Source organism: Paraburkholderia dinghuensis (assembly GCF_003837865.1).
Classification (GTDB): Bacteria; Pseudomonadota; Gammaproteobacteria; order Burkholderiales; family Burkholderiaceae; genus Paraburkholderia; species Paraburkholderia dinghuensis.
Window position 1 is genome coordinate 57,806 of record NZ_RQIS01000012.1, and the last position, 20,677, is coordinate 78,482.

Genomic DNA, 20,677 nt, shown 5'->3' on the forward strand with positions numbered 1-20,677 from the left:
TTCCAGTTGCGCCGGTTGCGTTCCGGCTACCTGTCTTCGTTATTGCTGCGTGCTACCCCGCCACGGCGTGCACGATCAAAAGCAGCACGCCGATGAAGATCGCTGCGCCGACCAGCCCCGCGACGATCAGCGCCGCGGGATGCAAGTGCGCCGCATCGGACTCGAGGTCGGCGCGCTTGCGCACGCCGAGAAACGACCACGCGACCGCCTTGACGAGCTGCAACACGCCGCCCTTCGTTTTCTTCGCCGCCCCGCCTTCACCGTTCGTGCCGCCGTTCATGGGCGTCAGATCTCCGTGCGCCTTGCTGCGTCCCGCCCCCCGGCCGCGCCGGCTTACGCGCCGGCGCCAGCAGTTTTTGCCGGCGGCGGTGTGTTCGCCGCGGTGGGCGTGTTCATTTCGAAGAACGTGTACGACAGCGTGATCGTCTTCACGTCCTTCGGCAATTTCGGATCGATCACAAACACCACCGGCATGCGCCGCGACTCGCCCGCTTTCAGCGTCTGCTGCGTGAAGCAGAAGCACTCGATCTTGTGGAAGTACTCGGTCGCCTGTTTCGGCGCGTAGCTCGGGATCGCCTGCGCTTTCACCGTGCGTCCTTCGTGATTCGACAACTCGTACATCACCGTCATCACTGCGCCCGGATGCACGTCGAGGCTCGACTGCTCGGGCTTGAAGCCAAGCAGTCCGCGCGCGTTCGCGTCGAACTCGACCGACACCGTGCGTGTCATGTCGACCTGCGTGTTGCGCGCGTCGCGCTCGGTGGCGTCGCGTTTTACCAGGTTGTTGACGCCGGTGATCTGGCAAATCGCGCGATACATCGGGATCAGCGCGAAGCCAAAACCGAACATCAGGCACGCCACGACGACGAGCTTGATGAGCATCGAACGGTTGATGGCGCGGTCGCTATCCCTTTGCTGCATGGTCGTCGGCCTTCCTTGAACAGTCTTCGCGCAGGACGTACCGGCTCACTGCGCGCCGAAGTACACCTGCTTGACGATGGCGCTCACAAAAAAGGCGGCGACGATCGCGAGCAGGATCAGCCCGAGTCGTAGATTGCCCGCGCGGATCTGCTCGGGCGTTCGTCTCTTTTGCGGATTCCGGGTCATGCGTGCGTTGCCTTTTACTGGAGCCTGCGGCGCGCTGCCTGATCGTGCCCGTGGCCCCTACGTTCACTCGCCTCGGCCTTGCGGCTGCGCGCGCCACGCATGCAGCCGGACATCACCATCAACGGATCACTCGACCGTCGGCGGATTTTCGAAGGTGTGGAACGGGGCCGGGCTCGGCACGGTCCACTCGAGGCCCGTCGCACCGTCCCACGGCTTGTCCGGCGCTTTTTCGAGTTCGCCTGCGCCGCGATACGCGGGCAGCGCCACGGCGAACAGGAAGTACACCTGAGAAAGTCCAAAGCCGAACGCGCCGATCGTAATCACCTGGTTCCAGTCGGTGAACTGGGCCGGATAGTCCGCATAGCGACGCGGCATACCGGCAAGCCCGACGAAGTGCATCGGCAGGAACGCCAGATTGAAGAAAATCAGCGAGCACCAGAAGTGGATCTTCCCGCGCGTCTCGTTGTACATCCATCCGGTCCATTTCGGGGACCAGTAATACCACCCCGAAAATAGCGCGAATAACGAGCCCGCCACCAGCACGTAATGGAAGTGCGCGACGACGAAATAGGTCCCGTGATACTGGATATCGAGCGGCGCCATCGCGAGCATCAGGCCCGAGAGGCCGCCAAACGTGAACACGATCAGAAAGCCGACTGCGAACAGCATCGGCGTTTCGAAGCTGAGCGAGCCGCGCCACATCGTGGCGATCCAGTTGAATACCTTCACGCCGGTCGGCACGGCGATCAGCATCGTCGCGTACATGAAGAAGAGTTGCCCCGTGACCGGCATGCCGGTCACGAACATGTGGTGCGCCCAGACCATGAACGAGAGAATCGCGATCGAGGCCGTCGCGTAGACCATCGAGCTATAGCCGAACAGCGGCTTGCGCGAGAACGCCGGGATGACCTGCGAGACGATCCCGAACGCCGGCAAGATCATGATGTAGACCTCGGGGTGCCCGAAGAACCAGAAGATGTGCTGGTACATCACGGGATCGCCGCCGCCTGCTGCGTTGAAAAAGCTCGTGCCGAAGTGGCGGTCGAACAGCAGCATCGTGATTGCGCCCGCGAGCACGGGCATCACGGCGATCAGCAGGTACGCGGTGATGAGCCACGTCCACGCGAACATCGGCATCTTCATGAACGTCATGCCCGGCGCGCGCAGGTTCAGGATCGTGACGATGATGTTGATGCTGCCCATGATCGACGACGCGCCCATGATGTGCACCGCGAAAATCGCGAAGTCCATGCCTGGGCCCATCTGCGTCGAGAGTGGCGCGTAGAGCGTCCAGCCCGCGGCGGTTGCGCCGCCCGGAGAGAAGAACGAACCGACCAGGAGACACGCGGCGGCCGGCAGCAGCCAGAAGCTGAAGTTGTTCATGCGCGCGAACGCCATGTCCGACGCGCCGATCTGCAGCGGCACCATCCAGTTCGCGAAGCCGACGAACGCCGGCATGATCGCGCCGAACACCATGATGAGACCGTGCATCGTGGTGAGCTGATTGAAGAACTCGGGACGCATGATCTGCAGGCCCGGCTCGAACAGTTCGGCGCGGATGGCGAGGGCCATCACGCCGCCCGACAGGAACATGATGAACGAGAACAGCAGATACAGCGTTCCGATGTCCTTGTGGTTGGTGGCGAAGAGCCAGCGCCGCCAGCCATGAGGTGTCTCGTGGGCATGGTCGCCATGAACGTGACCGTGGCCGTGACCTGCTACATCGTGTCCGATGCTAGACATGTGTCTCTCTCCTGTCGCTGGCACCTGGCGCATTAGTGCCTGGTGCCATCCCACGCAAAGCGGTCGCTGGCACCTGGCGTTTTAGCGCCTCGCGCCATCCCATGCACAAGCCATCGGAGACACCTGGCGCTTATTCTTGTCCTGTAGCCCTTGGTGCCATCCCATGCGAAAGCTCTCGATCACAGCCAGTCTGTCGACCGGAGTCGGCGCTTTGCCAGTTGGCGCGAGTCAGTGCTTCACTAACTTCAACTCCCCGCCCAGGCAGAACACTCACCGTGGTCCCATTGTGCTTGCTGCGATCCCATACAAGTCAACTGCAATAGCGATTCCCGCCATTAATCCACGATCGACAGTTCAGCCTGCCGCGCTGATTTCCACGCGCCGTGCTTCCTTGGCGTTGCTGCCGCCCGTGATCGTTTCCGGCTTCTTCAGAATAATCCGGTCTTCCGCGATACCCGCCGCCTTCATCGCGTCGCGAACCGCCTGCGCGCGATGCTTCGCGAGTTCCTCGTTAGCGCTGGCGTTGCCGCTCGTGTCGGTATAACCCGAGAGCGTGAACTTCGCATCCGGATGGGCCTTCGCATAGTCGGACGCGGCCGCAATCGCGTCCTTCGCGTCCGCGGGCAGCGTGCTTTTGCCGATGTCGAAATAGATGCTGGCCGGCAGCGACGCGCTCGTCTGCGCCGCACCCGACGCCTCACCGGCACCGCTAGCCGCAGCCCCGCTCGCCGCCGCTTCGGCACCCGCCGCGGCACCGGCAGTGTGATCGCCACCTTCGGGCATCTTGCCGTTGCGCGCGTCCGTGACTTCGCGCGGCTGCAGAACGTCGTTCGTGTGGTTGCCCCACGAATTGCGCTCGAACGTGATGACCGATGCGATCTCGACGTCGTTGAGCGTCGCCCCCCACGTGGGCATCGCGTTCTTGCCGTGCAGCACGATGTCCACGTGCCCCGCGAGCGGACCATTCGCGACCTTGCTGCCATCGAGCGCCGGGAACGCGCCCGCGCCCTTGCCGGTCGGCTGGTGGCAGACCGCGCAGTTCGACATGTACACCTTCTCGCCGCGCTCCTTCAGTTCGGCGAGCGTGTAGGTCTTGTTGGGATCGTCGGCGGCGGAAGCCATCTTCGCCTTCTGCGTCTGAACCCACTTCGCATAGTCTTCGTCCGAGAGGACCTCGACCACGACCGGCATGAACGCGTGCTCCTTGCCGCACAGTTCCGTGCAGAAGCCGCGGAAGGTGCCGGTCTGCTCAGCCTTGAACCAGGTGTCGCGCACGAAGCCAGGAATCGCGTCCTGCTTCACGCCGAACCTGGGCACATACCAGGAATGCACGACATCGTTGGCGGTCGTGATGATGCGGATCTTCTTGTTGACCGGCACCACGAGCGGGTTGTCGACTTCCTGCAGATAGGTTGCTGTGATCGGCTCCTGGCCGTTCACTTGCGCGCGCGGTGTACTGAGCGTCGAAAGGAAGCTGATGCCCTCGCCCGGCCCCTTGACGTAGTCATAGCCCCACTTCCACTGGTAGCCAGTGACCTTGATCGTGATATCGGCGTTGGACGTGTCCTTCATCGCGACGACAGCCCTCGTGGCGGGCAGCGCCATCAGCACGACGATGATAAACGGCACAACCGTCCACATGATTTCGACGGTCGTGCTTTCGTGGAAGTGCGAGGCCTGGTGGCCCTTCGATTTTCGGTGCGCGAAGATCGAATAGAACATGACCCCGAACACACCGACGAAAATCACGGTGCACAGGATCAGCATCATCGTATGGAGGTTGTAGAGTTCCTCGGCGATCTTCGTCGCGGGCGGTTGCAGGTTGATCTGGTTGACCCGCGGACCGCCGGGACTATCACCAACCGCCAGGGCCGCGCCGGCGAACAACAGTCCGCTAAGTGCCAGCACGCCCGAAAGGGCTCGCTTGATTGTTTTCATCGCTTCCTTACCCATAATTTCCATTCAACCCTCGACCCCGCAGGAAGGTTTTGCGCCGTGCGCATGGTCCATGGCGAACGCCCCGCCCCTCCGGGACGATTCGCAGCACTCATACGCCGCACGCGAGCCACACGCGCAGTTCCCGCGCGAACTGCGCACGCCGGTATTGCGGTAAATGCAACCCGACGACAACCGACTGGCCGCGGAACACGAGACGCACCGGATCGCGAGGTGTCACGCCCGGTTCGACCCGGACCCAACGGGGATCGAATTCGAACTGCGAGAGCTTGTCGGCGCTCACCTGTTCGATCACCAGCCGGTTCGGATACAGCCTGATTCGTTCGTAATCGACAGCATGGCGCGCATAGATGGCAAATGCGCCTCCCACTACCAACAGCTCGATGCCGGTGAACGGCAACACCAGCCAGGCGCCGTTGATCAACTGCAGGACGGCGATCGCAATGGATACGATTGCCAGCGATACATAGAAGTACATGAATTGCCTGGGCGAGACCGAACAGTTGCGCTTCATGGTCCAGTCCTTGAGGACCGGCGCCGGACTCGCCAGCAGATCAGACGTCTGCATCGCTGCCTCCTGCCGCCCACCACTGCTACAACCTGAGACTATCGCCGCCCCGCGCCTGGCACAACCTCGCACAACACTGTAGGGATAAGGCCCAGGCGCATTGGAATTGGGGACCCTTCTGCGTGTCAAACTGTCGCATTATAGGCGCGAACCCTGGCCCCCACAAGCCGAGTCAAGACCGCTGAAAACCCTTACCAGACAAGGATTTGCGCGATCTCAATATACTTTGCGGGGCGCTTTTCGGGTGCCGGTTAGCTCCTTGGAGAAAACCCCATTACCGTCTCAGCGACTCCTTGCCGGACCACGGCCAATGTCCTCGATACGGACGATGCCATGACCTTCTGCGGTCGTGCGCGGCACGGCCTTCCAGGCGTGCCCATAGATGATTTCGAAGGTGAGCGGGATCGTGCCGGCATCCGGTCCGTCGTTGCGCTTTCGCGCTTCGAGCGCCGCGGCGAGCGCACGGTGCAGGCGGCGCGCGGCGTGGCCGGTGTGGTCATCGCGCTCGAACGGATAGGCGCCCCAGCGACGCACATCGGCGAGGAGCTTCTCGGCGGACGTGTAGGTGACGGTGATCGTCTCCTGGTCCATCACCGGAATCTCGAAGCCGTTTTCGACGAGCATATCGCCGAGATCGTGCATATCGACAAAGTCGATCACATGCTTGCGCGTGGGGACACCGTGCGCGGCCTCGACTTCGGCCCACGCGCCACGCAGTTCCTTGAGGGTGTCGGGGCCGAGCGTACTGAACATGAGCAGGCCGTTCACCTTGAGCACGCGCTGCCATTCGCCGAACACGAGGTCGGGACGCGGGTGCCAGTGCAATGCGAGGTTCGACCAGAGCAGTTCGAAGGCGCCGTGCGCGAACGGCAGTTCGCCGAAATCGGACTGCGCGAAACGCGGGCCACGCGAGCCGAGCGCCCGGCCGATGGAGGCGGGCAAGAAACGCCGCCAGCTTGTGTCGCCCGCGTCGTGATGCAACGCGCGTTCGAGCATCGCGAAGGAGAGATCCGTGCCGAAGACAGGCGCTTCGGGGAAGCGCTCGCGCAAAGGGGGCAGGTCCTCGCCGGTTCCGCAGCCGACGTCGAGCACGCTCGAAGGATTCACCTTGATGTAGTCGAGCCGCTCGCGCATGCGCTGGGCAATTTCGCGGGGCAGGAAAGAGACCTCATCGAAGGTCGCGGCACGGCGGTCGAAAATGCGCCGCAGATGGCGGGAATCGTAGGCCGGACGGCCGGGTCTGGTAGGAGACAGGGACATGTCGGTCGTATTGGCGAAGTCCGCGAAGTATACTCGGTCACTCGCATCGTTTCAGTTCGCGCGCACGTGCGCGGGCCGTCCGTCAATGTCGCCTGCGCCATCGCCCGCACCGTCGTCTCTTATGCTGTCCGCTATCCGTCGCGCAAGCCGTACTGCTCGTTTGCGCGTCGGTCGTAGCGTGCGGCACACCCCGTGGCAACGGCTCGCCCATTTCGCACTGCCCAATCTGTGCGCATTATGCGGCAATTTGTCGCGCAATGTCCTTTGCAATGGGTGCGATGCAATTTACTGGAACGAGCCACGCACGCGTTGTGCCATCTGCGCGATGCCGCTCGCAGGCACGCGACGCCGCGCAAGCGGGCCGCGTTACCGTTGCGGCGCGTGCATGGAGGCACCGCCAGCGTTCGACGCCACGCTGGCGCTCGGCGATTATCGGGCGCCGCTCGACCTGCTCGCGCGTGGCCTGAAGTTCCGCGCACGCCTCGCAATGGGCGCCGCGTTCGCGCGACGTCTCGCGCAGGAAGCCGATGACGTCCTCGCCCCCTCTGAGCGCCCGGACGTGCTCGTGCCGGTGCCGCTTTCGCGCGAGCGCCTGATCGAGCGCGGGTACAACCAGGCATGGGAGATGGCGCGCCCGCTTGCGCAAGCACTCGGCATACGCGCCAACGTCACACTCGTGCGCCGCGTGATCCACACGGCTGCGCAATCGCGGCTCGATAGCGATACGCGCCGCCGCAACGTGGAACGCGCGTTTGCGCTGACCAGACCGGTACGCGACCTGCACGTAGGCGTGGTCGATGACGTGATGACGTCCGGCGCCACGCTCGACGCGCTAGCGCACACACTAAAGGCCGCAGGCGCGCGGCGTGTGACGAATTTCGTCGCGCTGCGCACGCCGAAAGACTGACGCCCCCTATTGGTACAACCGATACGACCGGCACTACGGGTACAACTGCTTTTCATCGACTGTCATCACCATGTTCAACGTCGTTCTTGTCGAACCGGAAATTCCGCCGAATACCGGCAATGTGATCCGCCTGTGCGCCAACACGGGCGCGCGGCTGCATCTGATCGAGCCACTGGGCTTCCCGCTCGACGATGCAAAGATGCGCCGCGCCGGCCTCGACTATCACGAGTACGCGCAAATGCACGTCCACCGCGACTGGAACGCGTTCCTCGCAGCCGAGACGCCCGATCCGTCGCGCATGTTCGCGTTCACGACGCGCGGCTCCGGGCGCTTTTACGCGCACGCGTTCCTGCCTGGCGACTGGTTCGTGTTCGGCGCCGAGACGCGCGGCCTGCCCGACGCAGTGCTCGGCCAGTTTCCGAACGAACAGCGCGTGCGCCTGCCCATGCGGCCGGACAACCGCAGCCTCAATCTCTCCAATACGGTTGCAGTCGTCGTGTTCGAGGCGTGGCGACAGGCGGGGTTCGAAGGCGGCGAATGAAGGGCGGCGGGGGCCGCATCACGGCCGACCTGTGAGCGCTGCGAGTTCGCGCTGGTAGCGCGCGTGCATTGCGTCGTCGAAGCAGGCGAAGATCACGTATTCGAGTTCCGGATGCGTCGGCAACATGTCGATCACCGTTCGCGTGGCGATGACGACGGCGTCGTCGGCGGGAAAACGGTAGACGCCGCAACTGATTGCCGGAAACGCGATGCTGCGCACGAGCGCGTTGCGCGCGCATTCGAGCGAGCGCCGGTAGCACGAGGCTAGGAGCCGCGCCTCGTCGTGAGCGCCGCCGTACCAGACCGGTCCAACCGTGTGGATCACGTGCTTCGCCGCAAGCTGGTAGCCGCGCGTGATTTTGGCGTCGCCGGTCGCGCAGCCGCCGAGCGTCTCGCACTCGCGCAGCAAATCGGGGCCGGCCGCGCGATGGATCGCGCCATCCACGCCACCGCCGCCGAGGAGCGAGCCATTCGCGGCGTTGACGATCGCATCGACGTCGAGCGTGGTGATGTCCGCCACGCGCGATTCGATCCTGCAGTTTCCGATGGTGAGCATATCGACCTCCATCTGCGTGGCAGCAGCGAGCGCCCGAGATGCCGGATGCGCGCCCTACTCCGCTTTCGCGTCGCGCCTGAGAAGCGCGCTCACGGCGTCGCGCGGCGCGACACCGTCGAACAGCACGGCACACACCGCCTGCGTGATCGGCATTTCGATGCCGTGTTCACGGGCAATCGCCAGCACGGCCTGTGCGCAACGCACGCCCTCGGCGACATGACCGAGCGCGCCGAGAATGTCGTCGAGCGTGCGGCCACTCGCGAGTTGCACGCCCACCGTGCGGTTGCGCGAGAGATCGCCGGTGGCGGTGAGAATGAGGTCGCCGAGGCCCGTCAGTCCCGTGAACGTTTCCGCGCGACCGCCGAGCACCACGCCGAGGCGCGTCATCTCCGCGAGGCCGCGCGTGATGAGCGCAGCGCGCGCGTTCAGGCCGAGCCCGAGACCGTCCGAAATGCCGGTCGCGATGGCAAGCACGTTCTTGACCGCACCGCCCACCTCGACGCCGACCACATCGTCGCCGGTGTAGATGCGCATCGCGCGGTGATGGAACGCGCCGAGCGTGCGCTCGCGGCACGCCGCCGATGCGCTTGCGATGGTCAGCGCCACGGGCAGACCTGCGGCCACTTCGCGAGCAAAGCTCGGTCCCGAGAGCACGCCGTTGCTGCCGTGATCGGGCATCTCAGCGGCCACGACCTGATGCGGCATCAACTGCGACTCCGACTCAAAGCCCTTGCAGAGCCAGACGAAGTGCGCGGGCACACGGCCCATGTCGCGCATCGTCCGCAACATGCCGCGCAGGCCCGCGACGGGCGTCGCGAGAACGACGAGCGCCGCCTCGCCCGACGCATGGTCGAGCGAGGCGGCGAGATCCGTTTCATAGTGAAGCGTTGACGGCAGCGAAACGCCCGCAAGATAGCGGGCATTCTCGTGTGTCTTCGCGAGGGTGCCGATGAGCGCGGCGTCGCGCGCCCACAGCACCGTATCGTCATGCGCGCGGGCCAGATGTCCAGCCAGCGCGGTACCCCACGCGCCGGCGCCGAGAACGGCGACTTTCATTGCGTACTCCGCACCGGTGGCTGGGGTTAGTGCGTGGCGCTGCTTTGTGCGGCGCCGTCCTGCGCGAGCTGCTGCAGGCGTTGCTCGTAGAGCGCCTGGAAGTTGATCTCGGCGAGGTGAATCGGCGGGAAGCCGGCGCGCGTGATCGCATCGGCGATGTTCGAGCGCAGATACGGGAACAGGATCGTCGGGCAAGCAATGCCGACGAGCGGATCGAGCTGCTCAGCCGGAATGTTGCGGATATCGAAAATGCCGGCCTGCTTGGCTTCGATCAGGAACGCGACCTTGTCCTTCACCTTCGCGGTGACGGTGCCGGTAACGAGAATCTCGAAGACGGATTCGGCGAGCCGCTCGGCCTTGACGTCGACTTCCACTTCAACCGACGGCATGTCCTGCTCAAGGAAGATGGCCGGCGAATTCGGCTGCTCGAGCGACATGTCCTTGAGGTAGATGCGCTGGATGTTGAAGAACGGCTGGTTGTTCTCGTCAGACATGGTGATTGGCTTCCCTGATTAAATGGATTGCCGCAGCAAAGTGCGTGCAAACGACTAGCAAACTACCTGCAAACTATGCGGAAACTGCGTGTACAACGTGCGTCACGGTGTCCTGCACGACAACAAGCCCGCGCGGCATTGCGGCTCGCGCGGGCATGACACCCTGAAACGCACAAAGTCTGGCGGCCCGGCGGCCGGACTCAGGCCGCCTTTTCGAGCAGCGGCATCAGGCCACCGGCGCGATCGAGCGCGGAGAGGTCATCGTAACCGCCCACGTGCGTCTCACCGATGAAAACCTGCGGCACGGTCCTGCGGCCGGTGCGAGTCATCATTTCCTCGCGACGGGTCGGGTCCCGGTCGATCAGCACTTTTTCGATGTGCTCGACGCCGCGCGACTTTAAAAGACGCTCGGCCATCTGGCAATACGGGCACACCTGCGTGCTGTACATGACTACCTTGCTCACTTCGACCCTCCTTGTTTCACGACCGGCATGCCGGCCTGTTGCCAGGCGTTCACGCCGCCGTCCAGGACGTGGACTTCGGCAAAACCGGCGTCCTTCACAAGGCGCAGCGCCTTGTGCGATTGCTGGCCCGTCTGGCAGACCAGCAACACCGGATTGCTCTTGTTCTTCCCGATCTGAGCCACCTTGGCCTCGATCTCGCCGAATTCGATGTGGCGAGCCGATGGCAGGTGCCCCTTCGCGAAGTCCTCCGCGGAACGCAGATCGATCACCACCGCGTTGCTGCGGTTGATCAGTTGCGTCGCCTCGGCGGCCGAAACGCCGCCACGCCCGCCGCGCTGGAGCGTCGGCCACAGGAGCAACCCTCCTGAGATGAGGACGATCGCGATGAGTACAAGGTTGATGTAATTGGTGAAGAACGTCACGGAGGGTCCGCCGGAAAAAAGAGAAAGCGAGGGAAAACCAGATCAGGCAATCCACTCATTATAAAATAACCGTTTGTCGCGGGGGTGGCGCACCCCTGCCCGGGTCCGACGGGCGCAAGAATGCCAGCCTGGTGCCGCCCCGGTACTAACCTGGCGCAGGCGCGCAGACCGCCCCGGCGGCACGGCGCGCCCCGTCCCCGATTACCGCTTCCTCACTACCGACCGGCATCCCCATGTACAAACTTGTACTCATCCGCCACGGCGAATCGACGTGGAACAAGGAAAACCGCTTCACCGGCTGGGTCGACGTCGACCTCACCGAACAGGGCAACCTCGAAGCCCAGCAGGCCGGCCGCCTGCTCAAGGAATCCGGCTATACGTTCGACATCGCGTACACGTCGGTGCTCAAGCGCGCGATCCGCACGCTGTGGCACGTCCAGGACCAGATGGACCTGATGTACCTGCCGGTCGTGCACTCGTGGCGCCTGAACGAGCGCCACTACGGCGCGCTTTCGGGTCTGAACAAAGCCGAAACCGCCGCGAAGTTCGGCGACGCGCAGGTTCTCGTCTGGCGCCGCGCCTACGACACGCCGCCGCCCGCCCTCGAGCCGACCGACTCGCGCACGTCGTACAACGACCCGCGCTACGCCAAGGTCCCGCGCGAAGAACTTCCGCTCACCGAATGCCTGAAGGACACGGTCGCCCGTGTGCTGCCGCTCTGGAGCGAGTCGATTGCGCCGGCCATCAAGTCGGGCAAGAAGATCGTGATCGCCGCGCACGGCAACTCGATCCGCGCACTGGTGAAGTACCTCGACAACATTTCGGATGACGACATCGTCGGCCTGAACATTCCGAACGGTGTGCCGCTCGTCTACGAACTGGACGAGAACCTCAAGCCGCTCAAGCACTACTATCTGGGCGATGCCGATGCGATCGCGAAGGCACAGGCCGCCGTCGCAAACCAGGGCAAGGCGGGTTAATTGAGCGTTTGACGGCATTTGCCTGCTGGTTGCAGGCTTTTCCGTTCTCATCCGGCCGGACGATCCGCCAGCCTTGGCGGCCGGCGGGTCCCGGCCGGTCCGCCCGCCGTGCGCTCCGGTGCTTCATCGCCAGAAGCGCCGGCCCTCCTCACACTTGCGCGGTCCTCGGGATTCACCCGTTTCACGCGTTTCCGCCCGCCTTGCTGGCAAAACTGCCAGCTTCGCGCCAGCGCGCGCTTTAAGTCTGATTTCAGTCGAACCGGCTACATTGTCGGGTGTCGAACCCGCATCCCGGGTTCCATATGCGCTGTACGGGCAAGTGTGCAGTTATACTTGTCCGTCATATTTGTCCGTCGTTTTTCCAATAGACGCTGCCCGGCACCTAACGACCGCACGCAACAACCTCTATGCGAAAGAACCTGAAAAACATCGGCCTGATCGCCGCTGGCCTGGCCACTGGCGTATTTGCATCCCTGCAGATTTCCGCCTCGGCCCAGACGACCAACACTGAGCCGCTGCCGCTCGATCAGCTGCGGCTCTTCGCCGAAGTGTTCGGGCAGATCAAGCATGAGTACGTCACACCGGTCGACGACAAGAAGCTGCTCACCGCCGCGATCAAGGGCATGGTGGCAAGTCTCGACCCGCACTCCTCGTATCTCGACAAGACCGACTACCAGGAGCTGCAGGAACAGACCAAGGGCCGCTTCGCCGGCCTTGGCATCGAAATTTCGTCGGAAGACGGCCTGATCAAGGTGATTTCGCCGATCGAGGACACGCCCGCGTTCCGCGCCGGCATCCGTCCGGGCGACCTCATCACGCGCATCAACGACAAGCCCGTGCGCGGCATGACGCTCGACCAGGCCGTCAAGCAGATGCGCGGCGACCCCGGCACGAAGGTCACGCTCACGATCTTCCGCAAGACCGACGACCGCACGTTCCCGCTGACCGTCACGCGCGCCATCATCAAGGTGCAGAGCGTGAAGGCGAAGGTCCTGCAGCCCGGTTACGCGTACGTCCGCATCACGAGCTTCCAGGAGCGCACGGTCCCCGACCTCGCCGCGAAGCTGCAGGACATCGCTCGCCAGGAGCCGAACCTCAAGGGCCTGATTCTCGACCTGCGCAACAACGGTGGCGGCCTGCTGCAGAGCGCCGTGGGCGTCGCGGGCGCTTTCCTGCCGGGCGACTCGGTGGTGGTCTCGACGAACGGCCAGATTCCGGACTCGAAGCAGGTCTATCGCGACACCTACGAGAACTACCGCCTGCCCTCGTTCGATGGCGATCCACTGAAGAACGAAGCGGCCCAGTTCAGGACCGTGCCGATGGTCGTGCTGACGAACGCTTACTCGGCGTCGGCGTCGGAAATCGTGGCCGGTGCGCTGCAGGATCACAAGCGCGCGCTGATCGTCGGCAAGACGACGTTCGGCAAGGGCTCGGTGCAGACGGTCCGCCCGATGACGGCCGACACGGCGCTGCGCCTCACGACGGCGTACTACTACACGCCAAGCGGCCGCTCGATCCAGAACAAGGGCATCCGTCCTGACTTCGCGGTCGACCAGTACGTCGACGGCGACCCGGACGACGCACTCGTCACGCGCGAAGTCGACTACTCGAACCACCTCGCGAACACGCAGGATCCGAACGAGAAGAAGGAGCAGGATCTGCGCGAGCAGGAGCGCATGGACATGCTGCGCCAGCTCGAAGAGGAAAACGACAAGAAGACGCCCGAGCAGCGCCAGAAGGAACGCGACCGCAAGCCGGTCGAGTTCGGCACGCAGGACGACTTCATGCTCCAGCAGGCCGTGAACAAGCTGCAGGGCAAGCCTGTCGTCCAGTCGAAGTCGCCGATGGAGCGCCGCCTCGCGCAAGAGAAGCCCGGTACGTCGGCGTCCGCGCCGATCGCCGTCAAGCCGGCCACGCTGATCATGAAGGACGCTCCCGCGTCGGCACCGGCTGCGGCCCCGGTGTCGAAGTAACCCCTCTCGCAGCACACGCCCCCGGGCCGTCGCAAGGCGGCCCGGGGGCAACTCCTCCCGCGCGGCTACAATAACGAAACCCGGCGAAACCGGAATCACGGCGCGCCCGCGCACTCACGGTCGGTCGCGACGCCTCTCTCCCCGCGCATCGCGATGAACGACGATCAACTCCTCCGCTATTCCCGCCACATCCTCGTCGACGAAATCGGCATCGAAGCACAGCAGCGCTTTCTCGACGCGCACGCGCTCGTAATCGGCGCGGGCGGCCTCGGTTCGCCCGCGGCGATGTATCTCGCGGCATCGGGCGTGGGCACGCTCACGCTCGTCGACAACGACACCGTGGATCTCACCAACCTGCAGCGGCAGATCATGCACGAGACGGGATCGGTGGGTCGCGCAAAGGTGGAATCGGGCCGCGACGCCATTGCGCGGCTCAATCCCGAGGTGAAGGTGAACGTGGTGCAGGCGCGCATCGACGACGCGTGGCTCGACACCCACGTCAGCGCTGCGACGGTCGTACTCGACTGCACCGACAACTTCGCCACGCGCCACGCGATCAATCGCGCGTGCGTCGCGCACCGCGTGCCGCTCGTCTCGGGCGCGGCGCTGCGCTTCGACGGGCAGATCAGCACGTTCGACTCGCGCAATCCCGCCTCGCCCTGCTACGCGTGCGTATTTCCGGAAGATCAGCCGTTCGAGGAAGTTGCGTGCTCGACGATGGGTGTGTTCGCGCCCACGGTGGGCATCATCGGCACGATGCAGGCCGCGGAGGCGCTGCGCGTGATCGGCGGGATCGGCGAGCCGCTCGTCGGCCGGCTCATGATGCTCGACTCCCTGCGCATGGAATGGAACACGATGCGCATCGCGCGGCAGCCGGACTGTCCGGTCTGCGGCGAGCGTCATGCGTGAAAAAGCCCCGGCATGCCGGGGCTTTTTGTTTTCGCTGACACTTGGCTGAAACCAGGCCCGTACGCCTTACGCTTCGACCACGCGCTTTAGCGCCGATTGCAGCTCCTCGGGCTCGTAAGCGGCGAGCACATCGGCCACCGGCTTTTCCAGCGCCTTCAACTGCGAGCGCAAAACCTCCTGCTTCACGATCAGCAACTGGCTCGGATGCATCGAGAACTCGGTGAGCCCCATGCCGAGCAACAGACGCGTGAACGCCGGATCGCCCGCCATCTCCCCGCACACCGACACCGGCACGCCCGCGCGCTTCGCTTCGCGCAGCGTGTGTGCGATCAGCTGCAGCACCGCGGGATGAAGCGGATCGTAGAGATCGGCGACAGCGTTGTCGGCGCGATCGATCGCGAGCGTGTACTGGATCAGATCGTTCGTGCCGATCGAGAGGAAATCGAGGCGCCGCAGGAACATCGGCAAGGCCAGCGCCGCCGCTGGAATCTCGATCATCGCGCCCACCTGGACGTTCGGATCGTAGGCGATACCCGCATCGTCGAGCTGGCGCTTCGCTTCGCGGATCAGGTCGAGCGTCTGGTCGATCTGCTGCGCATGCGCGAGCATCGGAATCAGGATCTTTAGCGTCCCGAACGCCGACGCGCGAAGCATCGCGCGCAGTTGCGTGAGGAACATCTGCGGCTCGGAAAGGCTCCAGCGGATCGCACGCAGGCCCAGCGCCGGATTCGCAGCGGTTTCGTAGCCATCGCCCGAGCTCATCGCGTCGAGCGGCTTGTCCGCGCCCACGTCGATCGTGCGGATCGTCACGGGCAGTCCGTTCATCAATTCGACGGCGCGCCGGTAGGCGAAGAACTGCTCCTCCTCTTCGGGCAACTGGTCCTTGTGGTTCATGAACAGGAACTCAGTGCGGAACAGGCCCACGCCGGTCGCACCGGCGTCGAGCGCGGCCTGCGCGTCGTCGGGCAGCTCGATGTTCGCGTAGAGCTGGATCTTCGTGCCGCATAAAGTTTGTGTGGGCGAAAACTTGAGCCGCTGCAACTTGCGACGCTCGAGGACCATCTCGCTTTGACGGTACGTGTATTCCTCGAGCACGATCGGCGCGGGATCGACGATCACGATGCCGTGATCGCCGTCGACGATGATCAGATCGTCCTGGCGAATCAGCGTGCTCGCGTGCTGCACGCCGACGGCCGCCGGAATGCCGAGGCTGCGCGCCACGATCGCCGTGTGCGAGGTGCGTCCGCCGAGATCCGTGACGAAACCGTGGAAGCTCTGCGTCTTGAACTGGAGCATGTCGGCGGGTGCGATGTCGTGAGCGACCACGATCATTTCCTCGCAGCCGCCATGCAGCACGGCCGGCGACGCGCCCGCGAGCGCCTTCAGCACGCGCTCGACGACTTGCTCGATGTCGGCGCGGCGCTCGCGCAGGTACTCGTCCTCGATCTCGTCGAAGTGGCGCGTCAGCCGTTCGAGCTGCTCGGTGAGCGCCCATTCCACGTTAAAGCGCCGGGTGCGGATGAGGTCAATGGTCTCCTGGACGAGCATCGCGTCCTGCAGGATCATCAGGTGGACGCCGATAAACGCGCCCATTTCAGACGGGGCGTCGGCGGCAAGGTCGCCGCGCAGCGTGTCGAGTTCCTGTTCGACGAACGCAAGCCCCGCGCGAAAACGCTCGATCTCGGCATCGATGTTTTCGTGTTCGATCAGATAGTGGTCGACGTCGAGTGCGGCCGGAGCGATCAGATAGGCTCGCCCGATGGCAATACCGCGTGACACGGGAATTCCATGCAGCGTGAACGGCACGCGCACCTCCTCTTTATGTAATGCCGCGGCAACCCGCTGCAATTCGCTCTCTCAGACCCCGGCACCAATTATAAATTCCGCGCGGCCCGCGTGCCGCCTGGCAAACACCCGATCGCCGGGACACAGCGCCGCGCGATGGCCCATTTCGTGAGCACAAACAAAAACGCCGCGGCAGAACCGCGGCGTTATGACGTTGCGCGACGTCAAGCGCGGATCACTGGCCTTCGCCGAATTTGTCGGCGATGAGCTTGAGCAGCGCGCCCATGGCGTCGGCTTCGTCGGGGCCTTCGGTTTCGATCAGCACTGTGCTGCCGATTCCCGCCGCCAGCATCATCACACCCATGATGCTCTTCGCATTGATCCGGCGGCCGCTGCGGCTCATCCAGATCTCAGACTGAAAATTGCCTGCCAGCTGGGTCAGCTTCGCCGACGCGCGCGCGTGCAGGCCGAGTTTGTTCACGATTGTCGTTTCTTGTTGCAGCATAGGGTCGGTCCGGGCGCAGTGTGTTGGTCTTAGGCTGGTTCGGTTTGCTGGTTCGGGAATAGCTCGCGGGGGCGGCGCTCACGCGCCGGTCGGGTTCGTCTTACTGGTGACAGCCTCGCCGCAGGGTGCCGGCGCGCAGCCGCACTCGTTCTGCGGTGGCGGCACGGCCGGACCGATTAACTGGACACCCTTGCCCGCACCGGTAAGCGCTTTTTCGACCAGCATGTCGAGCGGCGTGGCGCGGTAGCACACGGCGCGCACGAGCATCGGCAGATTCACTCCCGCCAGCACCCGCACCTGCGGGAGCGTCGCGAGCCGTGCGGCGATGTTCGATGGCGTCGCGCCGAACATGTCGGTGAGCACGAGCGCGCCGTTTTCTTCGCGCAGACGCTCGATTTCCGCGTTGGCCTGCTGGACGACCTCAACCGGGTCGCTGTCGGGAAGCACGTCGAGCGCGCCAATGCGCGCGGGACAGCCGCCGTAGATGTGTGCGATGCACTCGCGAAGTGCGGTAGCGAGCGGTGCGTGCGCGATGATCAGAATGCCTGCCATGTCAGTACTCGCCGGGCCGCCTCAAGAGTACTGACACCCCCGCGGGAAGTAGCGACGAGCGGGAGCATGGGGGTAGTCTCATTTCAGCCTGACTGCAAATAAACGGCTTCAATTATCGCCCGGATCGATCCCGTAGATCGTTTCCGGCAGCGCCGAACCTGGGACCAGCCGTGGGCCCACAGGGTCGGAACACGCGCCGCGAGGCGGCGCCATGAACATCGTAACCGACGCCCGGCCGCCTGCCCGGGACGCGGGCTCGCGGCATTGTAGCAGGGACATTTTCGCGCGAGCCGAACGGTTTTGCTCGCGCTGCATCCACGCCACAACAGGAAGCGGCGTGCGCCATCCGGGTTGCCTCGGACGTAGCACCGCGCGCACGTGCGTCGTTCGCTGTCCTGTCCGCCCCTGTGGCGAAGATGATGGCGCGACGGCCCGATTCAAGCCGCCGCGCGCTCCAGCGCGTCGATGAACATCGCGGCCACGTCGAAGCCCGTCTGCTCCATGATTTCGCGGAAACAAGTCGGACTCGTGACGTTGACCTCGGTGAGCCAGTCACCGATCGCGTCGAGGCCGACGAGCAGCAAACCGCGCGCCGCGAGCGTCGGCCCGAGCGTCTTCGCAATCTCCAAGTCGCGCGCCGTGAGCGGCTGCGCGCGGCCAAGACCGCCCGCCGCCAGGTTGCCCCGCACCTCGTTGCCCTGCGGAATACGCGCAAGCGCATACGGCACGGGTTCACCGCCGATCAGGAGGATGCGCTTGTCGCCGTCCTTGATCTCGGGGATGAACTTCTGCGCCATCACGCTGCGCGCGCCGTCGGCGCTCAGCATCTCGATGATCGAACCGAGGTTCATCCCGTCGGACTTCACGCGGAACACGCCCATGCCGCCCATGCCGTCGAGCGGCTTGAGGATCACGTCCTGATGCTCTTCGTGAAACGCGCGCAACCGCGCGGCGTTGCGCGTGACGAGCGTGGGCGCGACGAACTGCCCGAACTCGCCGATGGCGAGCTTCTCCGAATGGTCGCGGATCGCCTGCGGACGGTTGAAAATCTTCGCCCCCGCGCGCTCGGCCATTTCGAGCAGCCATGTCGACGTCACATACTCCATGTCGAACGGCGGATCTTTGCGCATCAGGATCGCGTCGAAGCTCGTGAGTTCACGCGACGCCTTCTGCGCGACGTACCAGCGCTCGCGATGCAGGTCTGCCCCGTCGCCGACAATCTCGAAGTGCCGCACATCCGCCTCGACCTTGCCGTTGACCCATGCGAGGTGCTGCGGCTCGCACGCGTAGAGCTTGTGGCCGCGCCGAGCGGCCTCGGCCATCATCGCGTAGGTCGAGTCCTTGTAGATTCGGAACCGCTCGAGCGGATCGGCGATGAAAAGAATGTCCATGAAATCCCTGTAGCGCCCGTCACGGGCGCTGTTTATCCGTAATGCGAAAGAATGCCCGAAAAGCGTTCAGTGCGTGCACCGGCGGCGCGCACCAGCGCACAGGTCTCAGACCTGGATCGCTTCAGGATCGGTCTTCTCCAGCTCGACCGACGCCGCCAGCAGCCCGAGCCGCGCGACCACGCCATACATGTAGAACCGGTTGGGCGGCGCGGCGCCGGGCTTTGCACGCGTATCGGGCAGCGCCGTGTGCTCGAAACCGAGCGGCACATAATGCATGCCGGGCGCGTTCAGGTTCTCGTCGCGCTCGCGGCTGCCGTGCGCGCGATAGAAACCGCCAACGACATAACGGTCGATCATGTAGACGACCGGCTCGGCCACTTCGTCGCCGATGCGCTCGAACGTGTAGACGCCTTCCTGCACGATCACGTCGCGCACTTCGAGTCCATCCTTGGAGGCGGACATCTTCGCACGTTCGCGCTTCGTGAGCGCGGCGACCTCGGCCGCGTCGTGCACGGTCATCACGCCGCGGCCATCGGTGCCCGCATCGGACTTGACGACGACGTAAGGCTTTTCGGTGATGCCGTACTCGCGATACTTCTTCGCGATCTTCTTGAGCACCGCATCGATCGCCGTGGCGAGCGCATCCTCGCCCGTGCGCGCTTCGAAATCCACACCTTCGACGTGCGCGAAATACGGGTTGATCATCCACGGATCGACGCCGACCATCTTTGCAAATTTCTTGGCCACGTCGTCGTAGCACGAGAAGTGGGTCGATTTGCGGCGGACGGCCCAGCCCGCGTGCAGCGGCGGCAGCAGGTACTGCTCGTGCAGGTTCTCCAGCACGGCCGGAATGCCGCCCGAAAGGTCGTTGTTCAGAAGAATCGAGCACGGGTCGAAGTTCTTCAGCCCGAGGCGGCGCGGCGTGCGTTCGAGCGGTTCGAGCACGATCTTCTGGCCGTCGGCGAGCGAGATCGTCACCGGACCGGCGATGGTTTCGTCGAGCGTGCCGAAGCGCACGTTCAGGCCGGCCTGGCGCATGATCGTCGCGAGCCGCGCGACGTTTTCCAGATAGAACGCATTGCGCGTGTGCTGCTCGGGAATCACGAGCAGGTTCTTCGCGTCGGGGCAGATTTTCTCGATCGCGGCCATCGCGGCCTGCACGGCGAGCGGCAAGACTTCCTGCGGCAGGCAGTTGAAGGCGCCGGGAAAGAGATTGGTGTCGACGGGCGCGAGCTTGAACCCGGCGTTACGCAGATCCACCGAACAATAAAACGGGGGCGTGTGCTCCTGCCATTCGAGCCGGAACCAGCGCTCGATGGCGGGCGTCGCATCGAGGATGCGCTGCTCCAGTTCGAGAAGCGGGCCATTCAACGCCGTAACCAGGTGCGGGACCATAAACTCGTACTCGCGGACTTTGAGCAATGAAAGATTGCAGGGAAACCGGGAGCCTATATGGGGACGATTCCGCGCGATGCAAGACCGAACAACCTTACAAGCCGCAAGGTCTGC

22 protein-coding genes are annotated in these 20,677 nt (G+C 64.3%); 5 read left to right on the top strand and 17 right to left on the bottom strand.

What is annotated here, in order from left to right:
* Positions 1-52: 52 nt before the first annotated feature.
* The 7 genes from D1Y85_RS17220 to D1Y85_RS17245 form a co-directional block, all read right to left on the bottom strand.
* On the bottom strand, positions 53-280 hold the full coding sequence (locus tag D1Y85_RS17220; RefSeq protein WP_124152287.1) for a DUF2970 domain-containing protein: 228 nt from the start codon (positions 278-280) through the stop codon (positions 53-55).
* A gap of 53 nt (positions 281-333) precedes the next feature.
* Entirely contained in the window at positions 334-921 is a 588-nt protein-coding gene (locus D1Y85_RS17225; RefSeq protein WP_124152288.1) for a cytochrome c oxidase assembly protein, read from the bottom strand.
* A gap of 45 nt (positions 922-966) precedes the next feature.
* Complete coding sequence (locus D1Y85_RS27105) at positions 967-1,107, bottom strand: cytochrome oxidase small assembly protein (protein ID WP_185219025.1); 141 nt, start codon at positions 1,105-1,107, stop codon at positions 967-969.
* 126 nt (positions 1,108-1,233) lie between these two features.
* Positions 1,234-2,850, bottom strand: coding sequence for a cytochrome c oxidase subunit I (gene ctaD / locus D1Y85_RS17230; RefSeq protein ID WP_124152289.1), 1,617 nt, complete (start codon positions 2,848-2,850; stop codon positions 1,234-1,236).
* A 354-nt stretch (positions 2,851-3,204) separates the two neighbouring features.
* A complete protein-coding gene (gene coxB, locus D1Y85_RS17235) occupies positions 3,205-4,812 on the bottom strand; it encodes a cytochrome c oxidase subunit II (RefSeq protein ID WP_124152290.1) in 1,608 nt (535 codons plus the stop codon).
* Positions 4,813-4,897: 85 nt separating this feature from the next.
* Positions 4,898-5,374 (bottom strand): DUF2244 domain-containing protein, encoded by a 477-nt coding sequence (locus tag D1Y85_RS17240; RefSeq protein WP_124152291.1) that lies wholly within the window; start codon positions 5,372-5,374, stop codon positions 4,898-4,900.
* Positions 5,375-5,656: 282 nt separating this feature from the next.
* On the bottom strand, positions 5,657-6,634 hold the full coding sequence (locus D1Y85_RS17245; RefSeq protein ID WP_124152292.1) for a methyltransferase domain-containing protein: 978 nt from the start codon (positions 6,632-6,634) through the stop codon (positions 5,657-5,659).
* 121 nt (positions 6,635-6,755) lie between these two features.
* Here D1Y85_RS17245 and D1Y85_RS17250 point away from each other — a divergent pair, with 121 nt between their 5' ends.
* Positions 6,756-7,541 (top strand): ComF family protein, encoded by a 786-nt coding sequence (locus D1Y85_RS17250; RefSeq protein ID WP_124152293.1) that lies wholly within the window; start codon positions 6,756-6,758, stop codon positions 7,539-7,541.
* Between the two features lie 70 nt (positions 7,542-7,611).
* Positions 7,612-8,082, top strand: coding sequence for a tRNA (uridine(34)/cytosine(34)/5-carboxymethylaminomethyluridine(34)-2'-O)-methyltransferase TrmL (gene trmL, locus D1Y85_RS17255; RefSeq protein WP_124152294.1), 471 nt, complete (start codon positions 7,612-7,614; stop codon positions 8,080-8,082).
* An 18-nt stretch (positions 8,083-8,100) separates the two neighbouring features.
* Here the strand turns inward: trmL and D1Y85_RS17260 are convergent, their stop codons facing one another.
* The 5 genes from D1Y85_RS17260 to D1Y85_RS17280 form a co-directional block, all read right to left on the bottom strand.
* Positions 8,101-8,637 (bottom strand): O-acetyl-ADP-ribose deacetylase, encoded by a 537-nt coding sequence (locus tag D1Y85_RS17260; RefSeq protein WP_124152295.1) that lies wholly within the window; start codon positions 8,635-8,637, stop codon positions 8,101-8,103.
* Between the two features lie 54 nt (positions 8,638-8,691).
* Entirely contained in the window at positions 8,692-9,693 is a 1,002-nt protein-coding gene (locus tag D1Y85_RS17265; protein WP_124152296.1) for an NAD(P)H-dependent glycerol-3-phosphate dehydrogenase, read from the bottom strand.
* 26 nt (positions 9,694-9,719) lie between these two features.
* On the bottom strand, positions 9,720-10,187 hold the full coding sequence (gene secB / locus D1Y85_RS17270; protein WP_124152297.1) for a protein-export chaperone SecB: 468 nt from the start codon (positions 10,185-10,187) through the stop codon (positions 9,720-9,722).
* A 200-nt stretch (positions 10,188-10,387) separates the two neighbouring features.
* Positions 10,388-10,651, bottom strand: a complete 264-nt coding sequence (gene grxC / locus D1Y85_RS17275) for a glutaredoxin 3 (RefSeq protein WP_124152298.1) — start codon at positions 10,649-10,651, stop codon at positions 10,388-10,390.
* A complete protein-coding gene (locus D1Y85_RS17280; protein WP_124152299.1) occupies positions 10,648-11,073 on the bottom strand; it encodes a rhodanese-like domain-containing protein in 426 nt (141 codons plus the stop codon). Before D1Y85_RS17280 ends, grxC begins: the two co-directional genes overlap by 4 nt.
* A gap of 233 nt (positions 11,074-11,306) precedes the next feature.
* On the opposite strand from D1Y85_RS17280, the gene gpmA reads away from it, so the two are divergent.
* From gpmA to D1Y85_RS17295, 3 genes are all read left to right on the top strand, one after another.
* Positions 11,307-12,053 carry a 2,3-diphosphoglycerate-dependent phosphoglycerate mutase gene (gene gpmA / locus D1Y85_RS17285; protein WP_124152300.1) on the top strand — a complete coding sequence of 249 codons (747 nt, stop codon included), beginning with the start codon at positions 11,307-11,309 and terminating at the stop codon, positions 12,051-12,053.
* Positions 12,054-12,460: 407 nt separating this feature from the next.
* Complete coding sequence (locus D1Y85_RS17290; protein WP_124152301.1) at positions 12,461-14,026, top strand: S41 family peptidase; 1,566 nt, start codon at positions 12,461-12,463, stop codon at positions 14,024-14,026.
* Between the two features lie 153 nt (positions 14,027-14,179).
* The gene (locus D1Y85_RS17295; protein WP_124152302.1) at positions 14,180-14,935 is read left to right on the top strand and encodes a HesA/MoeB/ThiF family protein; all 756 of its coding nucleotides are present in this window, start codon (positions 14,180-14,182) and stop codon (positions 14,933-14,935) included.
* A gap of 66 nt (positions 14,936-15,001) precedes the next feature.
* On the opposite strand, the gene ptsP is transcribed toward D1Y85_RS17295, so the two are convergent.
* From ptsP to gshA, 5 genes are all read right to left on the bottom strand, one after another.
* The gene (gene ptsP / locus D1Y85_RS17300; protein WP_124152303.1) at positions 15,002-16,741 is read right to left on the bottom strand and encodes a phosphoenolpyruvate--protein phosphotransferase; all 1,740 of its coding nucleotides are present in this window, start codon (positions 16,739-16,741) and stop codon (positions 15,002-15,004) included.
* Positions 16,742-16,955: 214 nt separating this feature from the next.
* Positions 16,956-17,225 carry an HPr family phosphocarrier protein gene (locus tag D1Y85_RS17305; RefSeq protein ID WP_124152304.1) on the bottom strand — a complete coding sequence of 90 codons (270 nt, stop codon included), beginning with the start codon at positions 17,223-17,225 and terminating at the stop codon, positions 16,956-16,958.
* Between the two features lie 78 nt (positions 17,226-17,303).
* Entirely contained in the window at positions 17,304-17,777 is a 474-nt protein-coding gene (locus D1Y85_RS17310; RefSeq protein WP_124152305.1) for a PTS sugar transporter subunit IIA, read from the bottom strand.
* A gap of 437 nt (positions 17,778-18,214) precedes the next feature.
* Positions 18,215-19,168, bottom strand: a complete 954-nt coding sequence (gene gshB, locus D1Y85_RS17315; RefSeq protein WP_124152306.1) for a glutathione synthase — start codon at positions 19,166-19,168, stop codon at positions 18,215-18,217.
* A 105-nt stretch (positions 19,169-19,273) separates the two neighbouring features.
* On the bottom strand, positions 19,274-20,563 hold the full coding sequence (gshA, locus tag D1Y85_RS17320) for a glutamate--cysteine ligase (RefSeq protein WP_124152307.1): 1,290 nt from the start codon (positions 20,561-20,563) through the stop codon (positions 19,274-19,276).
* Positions 20,564-20,677 lie beyond the last annotated feature (114 nt).